The sequence below is a fragment of the Arenicella sp. 4NH20-0111 genome (genome assembly GCF_040366405.1).
In the GTDB taxonomy this organism is placed as follows: domain Bacteria; phylum Pseudomonadota; class Gammaproteobacteria; order Arenicellales; family Arenicellaceae; genus Arenicella.
The window spans coordinates 291,311-307,988 of record NZ_BAABWF010000002.1 but is presented as its reverse complement, the minus strand read 5'-3'; the positions used below and the strand labels follow the sequence as shown (position 1 = coordinate 307,988).

Annotated in this window: 22 protein-coding genes; 18 read left to right on the top strand and 4 right to left on the bottom strand. The window is 43.2% G+C overall.

Annotation, left to right across the window (positions count from 1 at the left end; translation table 11 throughout):
• The 18 genes from ABWW54_RS05425 (at position 1) to ABWW54_RS05340 (ending at position 13,772) form a co-directional block, all read left to right on the top strand.
• Positions 1-843 carry a glycosyltransferase family 2 protein gene (locus ABWW54_RS05425; RefSeq protein ID WP_353410950.1) on the top strand — a complete coding sequence of 281 codons (843 nt, stop codon included), beginning with the start codon at positions 1-3 and terminating at the stop codon, positions 841-843.
• Positions 843-1,751 (top strand): endonuclease/exonuclease/phosphatase family protein, encoded by a 909-nt coding sequence (locus ABWW54_RS05420; RefSeq protein WP_353410948.1) that lies wholly within the window; start codon positions 843-845, stop codon positions 1,749-1,751. Before ABWW54_RS05425 ends, ABWW54_RS05420 begins: the two co-directional genes overlap by 1 nt.
• Positions 1,748-2,200, top strand: coding sequence for a UDP-N-acetylglucosamine--LPS N-acetylglucosamine transferase (locus ABWW54_RS05415; RefSeq protein WP_353410946.1), 453 nt, complete (start codon positions 1,748-1,750; stop codon positions 2,198-2,200). Before ABWW54_RS05420 ends, ABWW54_RS05415 begins: the two co-directional genes overlap by 4 nt.
• A 153-nt stretch (positions 2,201-2,353) precedes the next feature.
• Entirely contained in the window at positions 2,354-3,757 is a 1,404-nt protein-coding gene (locus ABWW54_RS05410; RefSeq protein WP_353410944.1) for an undecaprenyl-phosphate glucose phosphotransferase, read from the top strand.
• 46 nt (positions 3,758-3,803) lie between these two features.
• Positions 3,804-4,418 carry a sulfotransferase domain-containing protein gene (locus ABWW54_RS05405; protein ID WP_353410942.1) on the top strand — a complete coding sequence of 205 codons (615 nt, stop codon included), beginning with the start codon at positions 3,804-3,806 and terminating at the stop codon, positions 4,416-4,418.
• A gap of 37 nt (positions 4,419-4,455) precedes the next feature.
• Positions 4,456-4,740 carry a PqqD family protein gene (locus ABWW54_RS05400; RefSeq protein WP_353410940.1) on the top strand — a complete coding sequence of 95 codons (285 nt, stop codon included), beginning with the start codon at positions 4,456-4,458 and terminating at the stop codon, positions 4,738-4,740.
• A complete protein-coding gene (locus ABWW54_RS05395; RefSeq protein ID WP_353410938.1) occupies positions 4,740-5,330 on the top strand; it encodes a 2OG-Fe(II) oxygenase in 591 nt (196 codons plus the stop codon). Before ABWW54_RS05400 ends, ABWW54_RS05395 begins: the two co-directional genes overlap by 1 nt.
• 16 nt (positions 5,331-5,346) lie before the next feature.
• Entirely contained in the window at positions 5,347-5,787 is a 441-nt protein-coding gene (locus ABWW54_RS05390; protein WP_353410936.1) for a lasso peptide biosynthesis B2 protein, read from the top strand.
• On the top strand, positions 5,784-7,658 hold the full coding sequence (locus ABWW54_RS05385; protein WP_353410934.1) for an asparagine synthetase B family protein: 1,875 nt from the start codon (positions 5,784-5,786) through the stop codon (positions 7,656-7,658). Before ABWW54_RS05390 ends, ABWW54_RS05385 begins: the two co-directional genes overlap by 4 nt.
• Positions 7,639-7,800, top strand: a complete 162-nt coding sequence (locus tag ABWW54_RS05380) for a hypothetical protein (RefSeq protein WP_353410932.1) — start codon at positions 7,639-7,641, stop codon at positions 7,798-7,800. Before ABWW54_RS05385 ends, ABWW54_RS05380 begins: the two co-directional genes overlap by 20 nt.
• 16 nt (positions 7,801-7,816) lie before the next feature.
• On the top strand, positions 7,817-8,797 hold the full coding sequence (locus ABWW54_RS05375; RefSeq protein ID WP_353410930.1) for a hypothetical protein: 981 nt from the start codon (positions 7,817-7,819) through the stop codon (positions 8,795-8,797).
• Positions 8,798-8,806: 9 nt separating this feature from the next.
• Positions 8,807-10,180 (top strand): sulfatase, encoded by a 1,374-nt coding sequence (locus ABWW54_RS05370; protein ID WP_353410928.1) that lies wholly within the window; start codon positions 8,807-8,809, stop codon positions 10,178-10,180.
• Positions 10,181-10,189: 9 nt separating this feature from the next.
• Entirely contained in the window at positions 10,190-10,894 is a 705-nt protein-coding gene (locus ABWW54_RS05365) for a 2OG-Fe(II) oxygenase family protein (RefSeq protein WP_353410926.1), read from the top strand.
• A gap of 238 nt (positions 10,895-11,132) precedes the next feature.
• On the top strand, positions 11,133-11,465 hold the full coding sequence (locus tag ABWW54_RS05360) for a hypothetical protein (protein ID WP_353410924.1): 333 nt from the start codon (positions 11,133-11,135) through the stop codon (positions 11,463-11,465).
• A gap of 5 nt (positions 11,466-11,470) precedes the next feature.
• Positions 11,471-11,989, top strand: a complete 519-nt coding sequence (locus ABWW54_RS05355; RefSeq protein WP_353410922.1) for a GNAT family N-acetyltransferase — start codon at positions 11,471-11,473, stop codon at positions 11,987-11,989.
• Positions 11,990-12,190: 201 nt separating this feature from the next.
• Positions 12,191-12,691: a phage tail protein gene (locus ABWW54_RS05350; protein WP_353410920.1), complete on the top strand. Its 501-nt coding sequence runs from the start codon at positions 12,191-12,193 to the stop codon at positions 12,689-12,691.
• 18 nt (positions 12,692-12,709) lie between these two features.
• Positions 12,710-13,228 (top strand): phage tail protein, encoded by a 519-nt coding sequence (locus tag ABWW54_RS05345; protein WP_353410918.1) that lies wholly within the window; start codon positions 12,710-12,712, stop codon positions 13,226-13,228.
• 10 nt (positions 13,229-13,238) lie between these two features.
• Entirely contained in the window at positions 13,239-13,772 is a 534-nt protein-coding gene (locus ABWW54_RS05340) for a phage tail protein (RefSeq protein ID WP_353410916.1), read from the top strand.
• A gap of 151 nt (positions 13,773-13,923) precedes the next feature.
• Here ABWW54_RS05340 and ABWW54_RS05335 read toward each other — a convergent pair whose 3' ends face one another.
• From ABWW54_RS05335 to rfaD, 4 genes are all read right to left on the bottom strand, one after another.
• Entirely contained in the window at positions 13,924-14,214 is a 291-nt protein-coding gene (locus ABWW54_RS05335) for a DUF6916 family protein (protein ID WP_353410914.1), read from the bottom strand.
• Between the two features lie 174 nt (positions 14,215-14,388).
• Positions 14,389-14,844 (bottom strand): free L-methionine (R)-S-oxide reductase MsrC, encoded by a 456-nt coding sequence (gene msrC / locus ABWW54_RS05330; RefSeq protein WP_353410912.1) that lies wholly within the window; start codon positions 14,842-14,844, stop codon positions 14,389-14,391.
• 24 nt (positions 14,845-14,868) lie between these two features.
• Positions 14,869-15,657 (bottom strand): glutamate racemase, encoded by a 789-nt coding sequence (murI, locus tag ABWW54_RS05325; protein ID WP_353410910.1) that lies wholly within the window; start codon positions 15,655-15,657, stop codon positions 14,869-14,871.
• Positions 15,658-15,683: 26 nt separating this feature from the next.
• Complete coding sequence (rfaD, locus tag ABWW54_RS05320) at positions 15,684-16,667, bottom strand: ADP-glyceromanno-heptose 6-epimerase (RefSeq protein WP_353410908.1); 984 nt, start codon at positions 16,665-16,667, stop codon at positions 15,684-15,686.
• Positions 16,668-16,678: the final 11 nt, after the last annotated feature.

Sequence of the window (16,678 nt, the reverse complement as noted above, 5' to 3'; positions counted from 1 at the left end):
ATGACAGTTAAAGCGGATCTGCCCACGGTAATAATCGCAGCCTACAACGAAGCTAGCGTAATCGATGAAACCCTAAGAACGCTGGTAAATGAGTCCAATGGGTTTCAAATTCTGGTGGTCTGCAACGGGTGTACCGATAACACCGAATCAAAGATAAAGGAGAATTTTAAATCCGTGCTTTGCTACTCCATTGACACCGCTTCCAAAGCGCTGGCAATCAGGCATGCGGAATCGTTGCAACCAGGCTTTCCTAGGCTTTACTTGGACGCAGACATTCTGTTACGCGGTAAAGACGCCACGTATCTATTAGGTGTTTCCAAGCGCTGCCACTCCCCGTCACTACTCATACCTAGCTCCCAAGTGAACTTTGAAAATTGTTCAATGTGGGTCAAAAAGTTCTACCGCGCTTGGTATCACAGTCCTTATGTCAAAGGACAAGGGTACGGTGCTGGAGCATACATATTGAACCAAAGCGCAAGATCACATTTTGAGCAATGGCCTGATCTGATAGCCGATGATGCCTTTGTCAGGAGCCGAATTGATGTTAGTTATACCCAAATTGATCATCTCCACCAGGTTCAGGTGAAGGCTCCAAAAACATTGTGGTCACTGATTAAAGTAAAAACACGATCTAAACTGGGGAATTTCCAACTTCGTAAATTTAACCAAAAGCATGGGTTCAATTCACCCAAAATTAAATCAACAGTCACGCCCGATAAAAAGCGGCTGAACATGTCAGATAAATTTATCTACTTCACCGTCAATTCAATTGCTTATACTCTAGCGAAGTTTAAATCAACAATTGGCAATGAAAAATGGCTTCGAGACGAAAGCAACCGCTGATGAGTTTCGTTTTAATACTGACTATTGGTTTACTATTGAGTAGCGCCCACTTTGTTTCAGACTTGCATTCCCCATCTCTCTTTTTAATCAAAGCCTCACTGATTCCCATTACGCTAATCACCATACTGTTATGTGGTATCTACGCAATACGGAAGAAACAATGGATTACAACCGTAGCTGTCTCATTGCTAATCATAGCCAACGTGCCATTTATACTCCCGTTAGCTAACAAATCTCAACAATATGAGCGAAAAAACACACTGAGTGTGGCAACGTTCAGCGCAATGACTCGAACTCGCAATACATCCGATATTCTCGCTTTTTTAGAAAAACACCAACCTGATATCGTCTGTCTGCAAGAGCTAACCAAATCAGACAGAATAAGCCTTATCGATTCTTCAGGCTCTGAATACCCTTTTTTTAATCAAAATGAGAACAATCAAATAACACTAAGTAAATACCCTCTCACCGAGATTGAAGATGCGGGAGCGTATCAAATAAACCTACTAACACACCCTAACCTTGGCAAAGTAAAACTGGTAAACGTACACCTACCCCGCCCATACAATGAATCAGGCGTTCCCGTTGTGTGGCAAAGCCTACTCTCAAAATTAGATGATGGCAGCATGGCAATCATGTGCGGTGACTTCAACATCACACCAAACAACAGCCTCTATGAAGTACTCACTTATCAATTTAATTTCGATGATTCGTTGACTCAAGGTTACGGCTTTACATTCCCGAACTCTCAACGCAAAATCGCACTTTTGGGAGCCTGGTTTCGTATTGATTTTATTTTTTCTCGCGATCTCCAGGCTCTTGAAACGATAACGATGAATATTTCAGAAAAGAGCGATCATCGCGCTGTGCTTAGCTACTTTCATATCGAGGAAACAAATAGCCAATGAGGAGTAGGAAAAAAATACTCGCCGTCGCCTCGGCTGGAGGGCACTGGACGCAGCTAACTTTGCTGAAACAATCATTTGAGCATCACGACATCCAATTTGTGACCACAAATCTAAATCACGCTAAAGATTCTCAGCAAAACATCAGTATTGTTTTAGACGCGGACATATCTCAAAAGCTTAGATTAATAGTGCTAGCCACACAATCTGCGTTCTTAGTCCTTAAGTACCGACCGGATGTGGTTATCTCCACTGGAGCGGCACCGGGTTTCTTCGCGATTCTATTTGGCAAACTAATACGCTCAAGGACCATTTGGATAGACAGTTTGGCCAACGCCTCGAAACTGTCACTTTCAGGGCAACAAGCAAAGCGATTTTGCGATGTTTTTCTAACTCAATGGGAAGATCTCTCCGATGGCAATAGTATCCAATACAAAGGCAGCTTGTTATAAGTCATCTGCGTGTGCTACAAAGTACCTAAGCTTAGCCCTGATATGATCATGACATAGCACAAAAATAGTATTGAACTGTATAACCTATTTCCGGAAAATGTGCAGCGTGAAAGAAAATTGAATAGATAGAGACCAAGACTGATCTTGTAAAGTATGCCTAGAAACCAAGCGACGTCCATCAAGGCGTATCAACTCGTTGATATTGTCACAATAGTGGTGTGTTCAATTGTGATGCATCGAATTCGAAATGATTTTTGGGTTCCTCAAGGAAATTACCTTTTACTCACGCTCGTCATCCTTTTTTTAACCATGAATATGTTTTCTTGGTGGGATGTTTATCGGCAACAGGAAGGGCGCTGGCTATATAAAACTCTCACAAACCTGACCATCGCTTGGTTCGTTGTTGCTCTTTGCTTAGGGTTAATCACTTTCTTTACGAAATCCGGAGAAAACTTTTCCAGATTCTGGTTCGCTGCAACATTCACAAGCTCCTATGCCATCATGTTGGTTACCAGGGTCGCACTTTGGAACTTTTTCCGTGATCGAAGAAGTAATGAGGATAATCTTCGTAACATCGTAGTTATCGGTGCGGGACAGCTTGGACAACGAGCCATTGACGCTATTATTGAAGAGCGTTGGGCAGGTTTGAAGGTAACCGCGATTTTTGACGATACCCCCAACAAACTCGGCACAAACTATCGCGGGGTCGAAGTAAAGGGATCCATCAACGACGCAATTGATTTCATAGAGCAACGCCGCAAAGCGAATCTAGTGCCAGTTAAAGAAGTGTGGATCGCTCTACCCTTAAAAGCGGCGGAAAAGATTCAACAACTGCAAAGCTCACTCGAAAATACCGCGACTAATGTCTACCTGGTTCCCGACCTTTTTGGGGCCAGTCTTTCTCGGTACTCTCTAGTGGAGTCAGCCGGAATGATGATGATCAACTTGTCCGGAAGCCAGGTGAACGGCCTCGAAAAACTCAAGCGAATTGAAGATATCATCATTACTCTAACAATGGGGTTAGTGTTAAGCCCATTACTATTACTAACTGCTCTTTTTATCAAACTGGATTCTCCTGGACCAATCTTTTTTAAGCAACGTCGATACGGTCTCGATGGAAAGGAAATTCTGGTTTGGAAGTTCCGGTCAATGCACGTTACCCAAGACGATGACAATGTCCCCCAAGCCGTCGCAAAAGACGCACGTGTCACGTCGGTCGGAAGATTTATCCGCAGATACTCGATCGACGAGTTACCTCAACTGCTCAATGTATTTAACGGTTCGATGTCATTGGTTGGCCCTCGGCCTCACGCGGTTGCGCATAATGAATATTATCGAGATAAAGTTCATGGCTACATGGCGAGACACAAAATGCTCCCGGGCATCACCGGCTGGGCCCAGGTAAACGGATGTCGCGGCGAAACAGAAGTGATAGAGAAGATGCAACGCAGACTGCGTTATGATCTTGAATATATTCAGAATTGGTCTATTGCCTTAGATATTCGAATACTGATAAAGACATTTTTTACAATTCTACGTGATGAAAATGCCTATTAGCTTGCAAAGCACCTCGACATTAATACAAAAAGGTTTTACAAAGACAATGAACTTTCCATGGTTTAAAAATACCTTGTCAAATCAATTGGACAGTACCATTATAGTTTCTGGAATACCTAGATCAGGAACATCAATGATGATGCAACTGCTAGATGCCGCGGGAATTCCTGTCCTAACTGATGAGGTTCGAGTAGCTGATGAAAACAATAAAAAGGGATACTATGAACTTGAAAGCGTGAAAAAATTAGCCGCCGGAAACCATAGTTGTATAGAAAATTCACGTGGAAAGGTCATCAAGGTCGTATCAAGTCTACTTCAGTACCTTCCACCGGACCAAAACTACAAGATCGTGTTTATGCGAAGAGATCTCGAGTCTATACTTTCCTCACAAGGAAAAATGCTTGTAAATTCGGGTCAAAAGTATGACGCTCATCAAGACTCGGAACTAAAATTACTTTTTAAGAAGCATTTAGACGATATTCAATCTTGGTTTAGGGTTCAAAAAAATATAGAAGTAGTCGAAATTGACTACGACGATGCAATTAACGCACCTGAGTCTTGTTTTTTTGCTCTAGAAAAATTTCTAGCTCCGATAGAAATAAACAGAGAAGCAATGCTTATGTCGATTGACAAAAGATTAAATCACCATCAAAAAGTATAAGACTTTTAAACAGCCGAGATATCCACGCATAAAGACTATGAAAGAATCGTCGACGATCAAAGTGACAATCAATCCTGATGTACTACTTGAAGAGCTTGATAATGAAGCTGTCTTGCTGAGTACGAAAAGCGAGCACTATTTCGGACTGGACGAAATGGGGTTAACGTTCTGGAAACTTCTTAATGAGCACAAGGAGTCAGCGCTTGTTTTAAAGGCCATTGTTGCTGAGTACGATGTAGATCATAATTCCGCATCTCAAGACCTTGTTGATTTTATTCAACAACTCGAGCAGGCAAATTTAGTAACCACTGATAATACCTAGTGGCTTCAATCAGCTTTTTAAAAAAACTGGGTCTCTACATAGATGAGAATTTCTTAAGCGATAAAGAATGCTTTAGAATTTGCCAAGAAATGGAGCAAGCTCAACAATCCAAAGATGGCATTTGGTCCAATCAAAACGAAAATAAATACTACGACGCCAACACGCGAAAATCAAATACATGCCATGTTTCAGATTTGACGCGAGGCCCCATAGAAGCAAAACTCATTAGATCAAAGAAAGCCATCGAATCATTTTTTGGTAACACGTATTCTAGAAAATTAGAGCGCCCTAAGTTTGTCCGTTACTCTACTGGGGATTTTTTCGCACCTCATACCGACGATCAACTAAATAGAGAAATAAATATGACAATCTATTTGAATGCTAGTCAATCAGCGAACGGTTATTCTGGCGGCTCGCTAACGTTGTACGATTTAATCAAATCCAAAGGTTGGGAGGGCCGCGGCCTCTCTATCCCAAGCAAAACCGGGATGTTAATAGCCTACCCTACCGAGATTGAACACGAAGTCACTCCGATTTTTTCTGGATATCGATATGCTGTCGTAAGCCGATACCTATCAATAGACGCGTAGAATTGACGTTTAGGCAATGTTTAAAAAAAGCACCGCACAACGTCGACTCGATAGACACAAGTTTCGAATTCTAATTCCTTTAGCAATGGTTTCCCTAAAATACAAAGGGGTGAGATTTACATGCAACCTATTTTGCCCGGACTCAAGGTTTAGCAGCAACAACAAGAATGACAATATTAGAAATGCTCGACGGGTTCTCAACTCTTTAAAAAGCGCGGTTTCGAGCACAAAATTCAACGGAAATTGCCTATCACGTTCAATAGTCTTTAAAAGAGTGCTGCAAGGCTATGGGATCAGTTCTGAAATCAAGGTTGGTGTTGCAAAAAAAGGCCCGATACTAAAAGCGCACGCTTGGGTGGAACACAAAGGAATACCGCTAAATTCAGGAGCCAAGGTGCGGCAACGATATAAAACGATCGAAGCATACGAAATGACTGAGTCTTTAGAATTCGCATGAGTGGAATCGCTGCAATTTATAATCAAACCCACGAAAGTGTCAATGAGAGACTAATCGTGAAAATGACCAATGTGATGCAAGAGCGAGGGCCGCATAAGCAACATTATTGGTACGATGATAATGTCGCATTTGCGCACTGCTTGCTATGCACCAAAGCCAATTCAATGTCAGAGGTTCAACCATCCACAGTTGGCGGTAAGCACTGGATTACGGCTGACGCTCGTCTAGACGCCAGACAAGAATTAATAAGCAAATTGAATGCGGAAAATCTTAATTTAGAGAATGACTGTACGGATGATCAACTTATTCTGCATTCATATATTAAATGGGGAGTGGATTGTTTAGATCATCTAATTGGGGACTTTGCGTTCATCCTGTGGGATTCAAACAAAAAGAGTTTGTTTTGCGCCACTGACCATTTTGGGGTAACGCCTCTTTACTACAGTAAAACGAAAAATGGTTACTGCATTAGTAATACATTAAACACCCTCCGTACTCACCCTGATGTCTCAAACGAGCTAAATACTCTCGCCGTCGCAGACTACCTAATTGCACGAACAAACGAAGACCCTCACGGTACAATTTTTACTGATATAAATAAACTAGCGGCTGGTCACTTTCTGCTTATCGATGCCCAAAATGTCTCTTATCAAGGATACTGGTCACCAAAGCAACGGAAAAGCTACCATCGCACTAGTGCAACACAATACATAGAGGAATTTGGTGAATTACTTAATAACGCGGTCAACGACAGAGTTAAAGGCGCCCTAGGTATAGGCACTCACCTGAGCGGAGGAATGGATTCGACGAGCGTGACAGCAATCGCAAAGGAAGTAATGCGAGGATCTTCAGAAAACGGAAACCTCAGAGCCTATACTTCGGCCGCGTCCGGTAGCCATCTAGACTTAGAAACTCCCTTGGCGATCGAAGTAGCAAATGCACTAAATATAGACCACAAAATATTCAAAAAAACGGAAGAATCATTCGAGTACGAACCACCTAATTCACGCAATATTTTTCCGGAGCCCTACAACCTTGCTTTTGCTCCGAAACCACACAAAATCCTTAACGATATTCAAGGCTTTGGCAGTGTGTTGCTCACCGGCTTTGGCGGCGATCCCTTACTCAGGGGAGGCCCACTAGCTATCAACGATGTGAATTCACCGCATAAACTCTGTTTTATTGCAAAGCAAGCCTGGATACATTTTAATCTTTTCTCTGAAAGGCCATTGATTGGCTCAAATCGCAAACGTGTCAAAGCAATTAGCCGCAGCAATACTCAAGCACCTAGCTGGATCAATAAAGACCTCTCTAAAGAATTAGAATTATCTGAACGACTCTATTCTCGAGCCATGTATAGAACCACGTCTCTAAACTCGCAGAAAGGCATGTACCAGGAAGGTACATGGAGACGAATTTTCTGTTGGAATGACCCAGGGTTTACCAATATTCCAGTCAAGGTTTGTCACCCGTTTTTCGATCTACGCCTTTTTCAGTACACACAAAATTTACCTCGTTTCCCTTGGCTACACAGGAAACACATTCTTAGAAGTTCATTAGACGGGAAGCTGCCTAAGTCAATTATTAAGAGACCCAAAACGGCGGTACCAAGTTTCAGAGCTCTTGAAACAATAAAGAAAAATGGCGTTCCAAATCATTTCTACGATCTTCTAAAAACGCCTCAACTGTCAAATTTTGTAGATGTGTCGCTGTTGGAAAGAAAACTAATCGATATACAAGAATGCAATCATTATGATCTTAGAGGTATAATGAATTCATTGGGGCTCGCTCACTGGCTATTAGAGTATGAAAATACGCCCAAAAACATCCAATCAACTGAGGGATTTAACAATGTCACACGAATCTATTGAGAATGGCGATACTAACGTTTCCAAAAAGCCTTACGCTCAACCGCAACTTACTGATTATGGAAAGATGAGTGAGCTAACCAAAACGGACCCATCAGGCACTGGCTTCGACGGCGGAGACACACCGAGTAGCTACATAAGTTGAGCGTTTTTTTGAGCCAATGCGTTTTATCTATAAGGCGTATGGCCTAGTATTTGACAGTGATATAGAGCTTCCCTTTTTTCTATCCACGCCTGAAGAAAGACCGGAAGTGCAAACGTCTTTCACCCTCAAACCCGAGGATTTTAGTCAATTTAAATCATCGAAGTGGGCGAGAAGGCACCCGCTTCAGTCTTCGGCATCAAACGGTATTGAGGTTTGGGTAAACGGAGATTGGAATAGGTTACATTACCCTATCACTCCAGACAGCACGCTACGGTTTTATCTATCTAACGACGGAACGAAATTAGTAGCCGATAAACCAAAGTCGATGCTCATCGATGACATGCGATCATTTGTACTAGGCAGCACCTTTGGGTGCTTATTGCGGCAGCGAAATCAAATTTGCTTACATGCGAGCGTCTTATCAATTAATGACCGAGCCTTTGCTCTAGTTGGATACAAGGGCGCTGGCAAATCAACGACCTCAGCAGCTTTGTTAAACTCAGGAGCGAAACTAATTTCGGATGACATTGCCGTCTTAAATTTCGAAAAAAATGAAGTAATCGTAGAACCTGGGTATCCCGCCATAAGGCTGTTACCTAGCTCATTGGCTGAATACTCTGATACCCCCTCTAAATTCAAATCGGTACTGTCATTTAGTGATAAAAAGTATGTGCCAGTGTCTTCACCTGAACTGAATTGGCAGTTCAACGAAAATCGTCTTCCCCTGGAAGCCATCTACATTTTGAGTTCTAGAACAAAAAACTCCAACGGCGTCTCTTTCGAACCACTGTCTAACGCTAAAGCTATGATGTCTCTGACCCCTCATAGCTACACTCCCTATATGCTCAACGAAGCTCAAAAGATTGCGGAGTTCAAAGGTCTCGCAAAGACTATCAGGTGTGTTTCCGTCAAAAGCATAAGCTGTGATGATGATCTTAAAATGCTGCCAAACATTGCGTCGAGCATAATTGCTGACTTCACTCATACAGAAATTTAGAGAGTAAACTTGAAGCCTAACATTATTCTTATCACTATTGATTGCTGGCGAGGTGATCATTTAGGCTTGTCAAAGGGCTCACCGGTTAAAACCCCAAACCTTGACTCTATTGCGGCGCAGGGTCACTACTTTAGCAATGCTTACAGCTGTGGAGGCTGGACAAAAGTAGCAATGACTTCACTGTTCAGCTCAACACATGCGTCTATGTATGGGTTCACATACGGGAAAATGAGTACTGACAGACCAAACTTAGCCGAGCTATTCTCTGAAAATGGGTACGCTACTGCGGGTTACACAACGAATTTGGTTTGTGGCCGATCTGGTGGATTCGATAGAGGTTTCGATGTATTTGAAGACCTAAAACCCGATCCGCCTGCAAGCAGTGGTCGCAGCGATAATCTGTTCAGTAAAATCGCGCAAAAGTTAGAAAACCACCGTCTAACCAGTTGGCTCTTCCCCAGTAAGCCATACTACCCATCAACGTCGGCCGACGAACTCATCAGCAAAGGAAAAGAGTGGATCGCTCAAGAGCATAAACGCCCCTTCTTTCTATGGCTACATTTCATGGACTTGCATTGGCCATACGCATCCTCACTAAGAGAATTAAGCTTTTTAGAACTCAACAAAATGAGGAGCGATCGACGAAAATGGCAACTCGTTAAGCAAAGCCGAGGAACGCACGATCCAGGAACGAAAACCGCAACCAGATGGAAACAGCTTTACGCTGAAGAGGTGGAAGCGTTAGATAGCAGCTTAGGCGAACTCTTTCACTACCTGGAAACATTGCCGCTTTGGGACAATACTGCCCTGTGCATTACAAATGATCACGGTGAGGAGTTATACGAACATGGCACTTGGGCTCACTCTTGGAATCAGCTTTTTGATGAAGGTACACGAACGCCTATAATTTTCAAGTTACCTCATTCAGTGGATGCAAAAACTCACGACTATTTAGTATCTCACCTCGATCTCAGCCCGACATTATTGAGCTTAGCCAGTATCGACGTACCAGAAAAAATGTTGGGTAACAACCTCTTTGACACGCCGTCAACACCCATTTATATAGAAATGTTAGGCCACAGCAATTCATACGCCTATCGGTTAGCGATACGAGACAGTGACTATCACTATATCTACGACGCAGATAATGATAGTTGCTACCTATTTTCAACAACACCTTCCGGCAATTCTGAAAATAATTTGTATCAACATGATTGCGAAACATCCATAAAATTCGATAAATTACGCTTGGCGCACGTTTCTAAAGGCGCAATAGAAATGCTAAAACGAAGCATCATTATTGGCGAAGATGAATTTTCTCATAACCTTGAAAACGACCCTTTAGTCGCAGATCGCCTAAGAGCTTTGGGGTACATTGAATAGTGGTATTTTATGAGCAATGATCAACTGAATGATTTTCTAAGTAAAGAATACCTAGCGCCCTCCTCTATCGCCAATCTACAACAAAGATACTTAGAAAATAGCCTGAATGTTATTCAAGTGCAGAATTTCCTCTCTAAAGATGTCGCAAACAGCATCAGTCATTTCCTACACAAAGACGCTCAATACGAAAACGTCTATGGTTTATTTGGTAAAAAAAACCACATCGTAGAACAACGCGAGTGGTCAAATGCATCTGAAAGGTCGAAATTCTTTCGATACCAAATGATCAGCGGCTCAAGCTGTATGAGCCCCAGCGCCCTTTCGTATCTGAAACTTCGTCGAACTCTCAAGTCCTTAGTGTTTAGAGAATACATTGAAAAGATCACTAATAAAGAATTAGCGTCATCCAGCTCACTGCTCGTACACAGAATGCGGGGCGGCGACTATTTAAAGAAGCACAATGATCGATCCAAGGGTCGTAAAATTGCATTCATACTTTATCTTTCGCAACATTGGTCCACCAGCTTAGGCGGACAGCTCCATGTTCACGGGCTAGAAAAAAATAAACTCGTTCTAGAACCTACCTACAACTCGCTCGTGTTATTTGATGTCAGAAAACATGAATATCATTATGTCGCACCTATAAACTTACCCCATCAAAGTCCAAGCGACGTAAACCCGAGCCGCATTAGCATCAATGGCTGGTTTTTATAAGCCTTGCAATAATGACTCGTTTCATTAAAAACAACTTAAAACCCACCTCATCCAATCACTCTTAAACTAGGTTAGAGCTCAATAAACAAGAGCTCTTCAACTCTAGCCCCACTTTTTTTGGCGCCGGCTGTTGCCTAACTTTGTTACCAAAACCGCTTCTGTAATACGCTGTAATGGTTCCTACCATCCCCATTTGTATGATGACTAAACAAGTTATCAATTCAAATGAGGGAACAACATGAGTAACGAAGTTAAACAAAGCTTAGAAGAAAACCTAGATGTCATTTTAGAGAACCTGCCAGAAGAGTTTCACCAAGACCTTAAGAAAAGCATCGAGTCGGCCGCACCTCAACCAATTCTGTCACCAGAACAAGCGAGAGTCGAAGCGGCGCAACTCATGAAAGAAGATCCAGCCATCGACGATAAATCTTGTGTACCTCTGCTCGAAGAAGACCCAACAATAGCGAGCTCCATCTCACAACCCTCAGCGGAAGAACTCGAAGCTCAAAAAAGTGAATCTCTAAAATTGATTCAGCAGGAATTATCTGAAGCAGAAACCGAAGGAGAGTAATAGCCATGATTACTAAAGGACTAGAACTACCAGCAGGACTTCATGTTAGGCCCTCCGCTGAGTCCGATCAAACGTTTCTTCTAGAGCTCTATCAGTCCACAAGAACCGACCTAGATCTACTTGAAACAAGTCAGGACTTCATATTAGAGCTTAAGACCTCTCAATACAAAGCCCAAACCAACAGCTATCAAGAGCAATTTCCAAACGCGATGTTTTTTACCATCGAATACTACGGTCAGGCAATTGGGAGAGCTGTTGTCGATTTTGGGCACAACGAAGTTCTACTGGTCGATCTATCTTTGGTTCCGGAGGCGCAAGGCAAAGGCTTGGGGTCAGCTGTAATTCGTTCATTTATGCATTGCTCGGAACAAGCCTCAATCCCAATGAGATTAAGTGTTCTACAACAAAATTTTAATGCCAGAGCCTTGTACGAACGTCTGGGATTTGAGTTTGAACAAAAAATTGGCCTTCGAGACTACTTGGCTTACTACCCTCGCAGCACAATAACGAGAGTCAGTGCTTAATGTTCAATAAGCCTTCTGACTTAACCACAACAACTAGCCAATGCACAAGGAGGTATTTGTCTACAGTATTTTGAGAGTGAGTCAGCACACACTAGAGATAAACGCATCTCATAAAGCACCAATTGCCGAAAAGTGCTCGTTATGAGTACGGTGCAGAAATGCTGACCAACTAAAAACAACTTTATTGATGAGGAACAACTAATGTCTGAACCATTTTTAGCCGAAGTACGCATGGTCGGCTTCAATTTCAATCCAAGAGGATGGGCATTTTGCGATGGCCAAATTCTTCCAATTAACCAGAACCAGTCGCTCTATTCATTGCTGGGCACGACCTATGGTGGCGACGGGCGGACAAGTTTTGGGTTACCTGACCTAAGAGGCCGTACTCCGCTGCATAAAGGCGATGGCTATCAATTAGGCCAAAAAAGCGGCGCCGAAACCGTGACTCTTACAGCCGCTGAAATGCCCAATCACAGCCATACGCTTAGAGCGTCGAACTCTCCGGGCGATAAACGTGGTGTAATGGGACGAGTACTCGCCAGTGCCGAAATGTACAGGAATTATGAAGCAGCCACGAATACGGCGCTCAGATCTGGGTCAATTACAAACGCTGGAGGCGGACAAGCGCACAACAATATGCAACCGTATCAAACCCTGAGTTTTGTAATCGCGTTACAAGGCCTATTCCCAAGTAGAAACTAATTAAAAGGAGAAATACAAATGTCTGAACCATACGTAGGAGAGATCCGCATGTTTTCGGGTAACTTTGCCCCTAGAGGTTGGGCGTTTTGCGATGGCCAGTTATTGGCTGTATCTCAAAACGATGCCTTGTTTAGTCTTCTGGGAACAATTTACGGAGGAGATGGCCGAACCACTTTTGGACTTCCGGACATGAGAGGTCGAATTCCGCTTCATCAAGGGAGTGGGCCTGGTCTATCAAATCGTAGACTTGGAGGCAAAGGGGGAGCTGAAAATGAAACAATCACAACTAACCAAATGCCGAGTCACTCTCATAATCTGAATGCGAATACCGCCGAATTTACTGGAAGCGCCCCTTCAGGTAAAGTTCTTGCTAACCCATTACCTGGCACCCTGTTCGATCCCGAAAATCAGGCTGCTTCCGCCGCGTCAACCAGTATTACCAATACCGGCGGGACCAGATCGCACACAAACTTAATGCCCACACTCTGCATAAATTTCATCATTGCGTTGTTTGGAATTTATCCATCAAGGAACTAAAGGAGGCACCATGTCAGAACCATTTATTGCAGAAATTAGAATTTTCGCTGGCAATTTCGCACCAAGAAGCTGGGCTTTTTGTGATGGGCAATTGTTGCCTATTTCCAACAACACAGCGCTTTTTTCACTAATCGGCACAACCTACGGAGGAGATGGGAGAACCACAACGGCATTGCCGAACTTACAAGGTCGCTCCCCGATGCATCCAGGCCGAGGGCCAGGGCTGACTAGCAGGCGATTAGGTCAAAAAGTGGGTGTAGAGAGCGTCACACTTAACGAGACTCAGCTGCCGTCTCACAGCCACACACTACGAGGAGGCACCGGAGGTGTAACTGCAGAAGTTCCGCCGAGCGTTTCAACATCAATTGACACATCGCGAAATGGGCTTGTTGCCTATCAAGACAACACTTCCGCGAACTTAGTCGACACCGCCAGCCAAAGTATTTCCACAGCGGGTGGCAGCCAGGCACATTACAATATTCAACCGTATTTAACGATGAACTTTATCATCGCACTACAAGGGCTTTACCCTTCACGTAGTTAGAATAACGTAATAACTTTTCTATCAATAGAATAAAAAGGCCACCTATTATCATAGGTGGCCTTTTTTATATAATCAAAAATGTTGAACAGATCAGACAGCTAAACCCACAAATTTGAAAACCTTATCCGTCTAAGCTACAGGCTAATAAAACTCAATGTGCGCCCACATGCAGGTTAAACACGGACTCAAGCTCCATGCTCGAATTGGCAGTGATAAACAACGTGGTTGTGCCTGCGTCCTCATGACTAAGAATAAAGGAACCTTGCTCCACCTCTGCCTCAGTATTCATGATTACCGAAAAAGACTCCCATTCAGTGCCTAAATTATGGGATTGAACAACGTCACTTACAATTACTTCACAAGCGTTCTTTTCCTCCAAGTCCGAAATTTTCACTTTTTCGCCAACCAGAGTCTTAAATTTATCTAATCGCCATACATCCATTTTTCACTCCTTCAAATATTAATAAACTTCTCTGCACTTTCTCAACATACAAATAACTACAAAAGAAAGCCTCGAGACTGCAGTTTACTGAATTAATTGAACCGAGGCGAAAGACTGTAATAGCGAGTAATAAAACCAGGAGCCTTCGAAATGGGAATTAAACTGACAAAACCACTAGCGCGCCATGGACTTGACAAATAGATCACGCACGCCTTCAAAGAGCGCTTTTTCTGCAGCGGTAAAACGAGCCAATCGAGGGCTGTCTATATCAAACACGCCGCTTAAAGTATCGGTTTTAAACGGTACAACCACCTCCGATTCACTTGCCGCATCGCAGGCAATGTGGCCTGCAAACGAATGTACATCAGCAATCAGCTGCGTCTCATTTTTCTCATAAGCCGTGCCGCACACCCCCTTGCCCACAGGTATTCGAGTACACGCTGGCTGACCTGAAAATGGCCCTAACACAAGCTCTCCTTCACGATAAAAGTAAAAGCCAACCCAATTGACGTCATCGACATGGTGGTAAATAAGCGATGACAGATTAGCCGCATTGGCAATTGGATCCGACTCAGAACTGATTAAAGCTTCAGCTTGTTTCAGGAGTAGGCTATAGGCAGAATTTAACATGGATTTTGAGTATGTTTTAAGGTCTTATAGTTGCAGATGATCAATACGGGTAATACCCAGCGATTTCAAGTGATGCATTAAACTAGGGAGCTCAGGGTGACGAGTAAATAATGCCGTATGATCGATATTGTCGGTGTTAACACTTGAACTCAATAAGTGTTTCACTCTTCTGGCTACCGCGTCGCCAGAGTCGATCAGGCGAACAGATCGATTATATTGTGTAAAAACAGCGCCAATTTCGTCCGCCAACAATGGAAAGTGCGTACAAGCCAATATCAATGTATCAAGTTCCGTTATCTCAATCAGCGGCATCAAAATCGAACTCAACAAATCCAGGTCAACACTTACTCCAGCCAGTTTCCGTTCAGCCATGTCCACCAAAGCTTTACTGCCCAACTTCGTGATTGCGCAATCGGATGCAAAGTCTTTAATAAGTTGATCTGTGTAACTTCGATTTACGGTCGCCGGGGTGGCCAGCAGTCCGACAACCTTGCTTTGCGTCTCTTTAGCAGCCGGCTTAATCGCAGGCACAACGCCAACAATAGGTATATCTAATTGTCGTCTTAAATGCGGCAAACAAACAGTACTAGCGGTATTACACGCCAAAACAAGCACGTCAGGCTGACACTGCCGAAGGATCGCTGATCCTACTTCGGAAACTCTCTCTAACAACGCCTGTTCGGACTTTGTGCCATAAGGATAGGCTTCGTTATCGCTAATGAAAATTAGCTCAGCATTTGGCGATGCCGCACGTATTTTTGAAAATACCGTTAAGCCACCCACGCCAGAGTCATATACCGCCACCTTAGACATGAGAAAACGTGAGACGTTTACGGCCTTTATCGAGCATCACTCAATTGATTAACGTAGGATTCTACGCCCTCTTCAACTTTAGCAAAAGTCTTGTTGTAGGCGCCAGAGATCGTCAAATTATTGAGGTCAGCTTTGGTATAGCTCTGGTATTTTCCAACCAACGCCTGCGGAAACTCCACGTATTTAATCTTACCTTCAGCCACCCACTCAGAGGTCGATTTAGACGCTTTTTCCAACGTGTTTAGCACGGCCGTCGCTACGTCATTGAAGCTTTGTGCACGACCAGTTCCTACATTAAACACGCCATTACCTTCAGGGTGTTCTAAAAAATGTAAGTTAACATCAACCACGTCTTCTACCCACACAAAATCTCGTAATTGTTCGCCATCGGCGTAGCCACCACTACCTCCAAACAGGTTCACAAAACCTTGATCATGATATTGATTGAAAAAGTGGTAGGCCACCGATGCCATGCGCCCCTTATGCTCTTCACCCTGACCGTAAACATTAAAATATCTTAGACCAACGACTTGTGAATCAGAAAGATGACCGTGTTTTCGCACGTATCTATCGAACAGTAGCTTTGAATAGGCATAAGCGTTCAATGCTTGTTCATACTGAGGCTCTTCGACAAAAGTTTCACCGCCACCGTAGCACGATGCCGAGGAGGCATAGATATACGGAATACTGTGCTCCGCGCAATAATGAAACAAAGACTTAGAGTATACATAGTTTGTCTCCATGATATACCGGCCATCACTCTCCATGGTGTCCGAGCAAGCGCCTTGGTGATAAATAGCCGTGGGGCCGCCGAATTCCATTCCTTGAGCAATTCTACCTATAAACTCATCTTTATCCATGTAGTCTTCAATATCACAACTTTCGATATTTCTGACTTTATTGCCATCACTTAGATCATCTACGACCAAAATATTATTGAGACCACGCCTATTTAGACCCTTAATTAAATTCGAGCCAATGAACCCAGCTCCACCCGTGACAATAATCATATTTCGTACCT

Coding starts and splice junctions, on each gene's coding strand:
- ABWW54_RS05425 (WP_353410950.1), top strand. CDS start 1: ATGACAGTTAAAGCGGATCTGCCCACGGTAATAATCGCAGCCTACAAC.
- ABWW54_RS05420 (WP_353410948.1), top strand. CDS start 843: ATGAGTTTCGTTTTAATACTGACTATTGGTTTACTATTGAGTAGCGCC.
- ABWW54_RS05415 (WP_353410946.1), top strand. CDS start 1,748: ATGAGGAGTAGGAAAAAAATACTCGCCGTCGCCTCGGCTGGAGGGCAC.
- ABWW54_RS05410 (WP_353410944.1), top strand. CDS start 2,354: ATGCCTAGAAACCAAGCGACGTCCATCAAGGCGTATCAACTCGTTGAT.
- ABWW54_RS05405 (WP_353410942.1), top strand. CDS start 3,804: ATGAACTTTCCATGGTTTAAAAATACCTTGTCAAATCAATTGGACAGT.
- ABWW54_RS05400 (WP_353410940.1), top strand. CDS start 4,456: ATGAAAGAATCGTCGACGATCAAAGTGACAATCAATCCTGATGTACTA.
- ABWW54_RS05390 (WP_353410936.1), top strand. CDS start 5,347: ATGTTTAAAAAAAGCACCGCACAACGTCGACTCGATAGACACAAGTTT.
- ABWW54_RS05385 (WP_353410934.1), top strand. CDS start 5,784: ATGAGTGGAATCGCTGCAATTTATAATCAAACCCACGAAAGTGTCAAT.
- ABWW54_RS05380 (WP_353410932.1), top strand. CDS start 7,639: ATGTCACACGAATCTATTGAGAATGGCGATACTAACGTTTCCAAAAAG.
- ABWW54_RS05375 (WP_353410930.1), top strand. CDS start 7,817: ATGCGTTTTATCTATAAGGCGTATGGCCTAGTATTTGACAGTGATATA.
- ABWW54_RS05365 (WP_353410926.1), top strand. CDS start 10,190: ATGAGCAATGATCAACTGAATGATTTTCTAAGTAAAGAATACCTAGCG.
- ABWW54_RS05360 (WP_353410924.1), top strand. CDS start 11,133: ATGAGTAACGAAGTTAAACAAAGCTTAGAAGAAAACCTAGATGTCATT.
- ABWW54_RS05355 (WP_353410922.1), top strand. CDS start 11,471: ATGATTACTAAAGGACTAGAACTACCAGCAGGACTTCATGTTAGGCCC.
- ABWW54_RS05350 (WP_353410920.1), top strand. CDS start 12,191: ATGTCTGAACCATTTTTAGCCGAAGTACGCATGGTCGGCTTCAATTTC.
- ABWW54_RS05345 (WP_353410918.1), top strand. CDS start 12,710: ATGTCTGAACCATACGTAGGAGAGATCCGCATGTTTTCGGGTAACTTT.
- ABWW54_RS05340 (WP_353410916.1), top strand. CDS start 13,239: ATGTCAGAACCATTTATTGCAGAAATTAGAATTTTCGCTGGCAATTTC.
- ABWW54_RS05335 (WP_353410914.1), bottom strand. CDS start 14,214: ATGGATGTATGGCGATTAGATAAATTTAAGACTCTGGTTGGCGAAAAA.
- msrC (WP_353410912.1), bottom strand. CDS start 14,844: ATGTTAAATTCTGCCTATAGCCTACTCCTGAAACAAGCTGAAGCTTTA.
- murI (WP_353410910.1), bottom strand. CDS start 15,657: ATGTCTAAGGTGGCGGTATATGACTCTGGCGTGGGTGGCTTAACGGTA.
- rfaD (WP_353410908.1), bottom strand. CDS start 16,667: ATGATTATTGTCACGGGTGGAGCTGGGTTCATTGGCTCGAATTTAATT.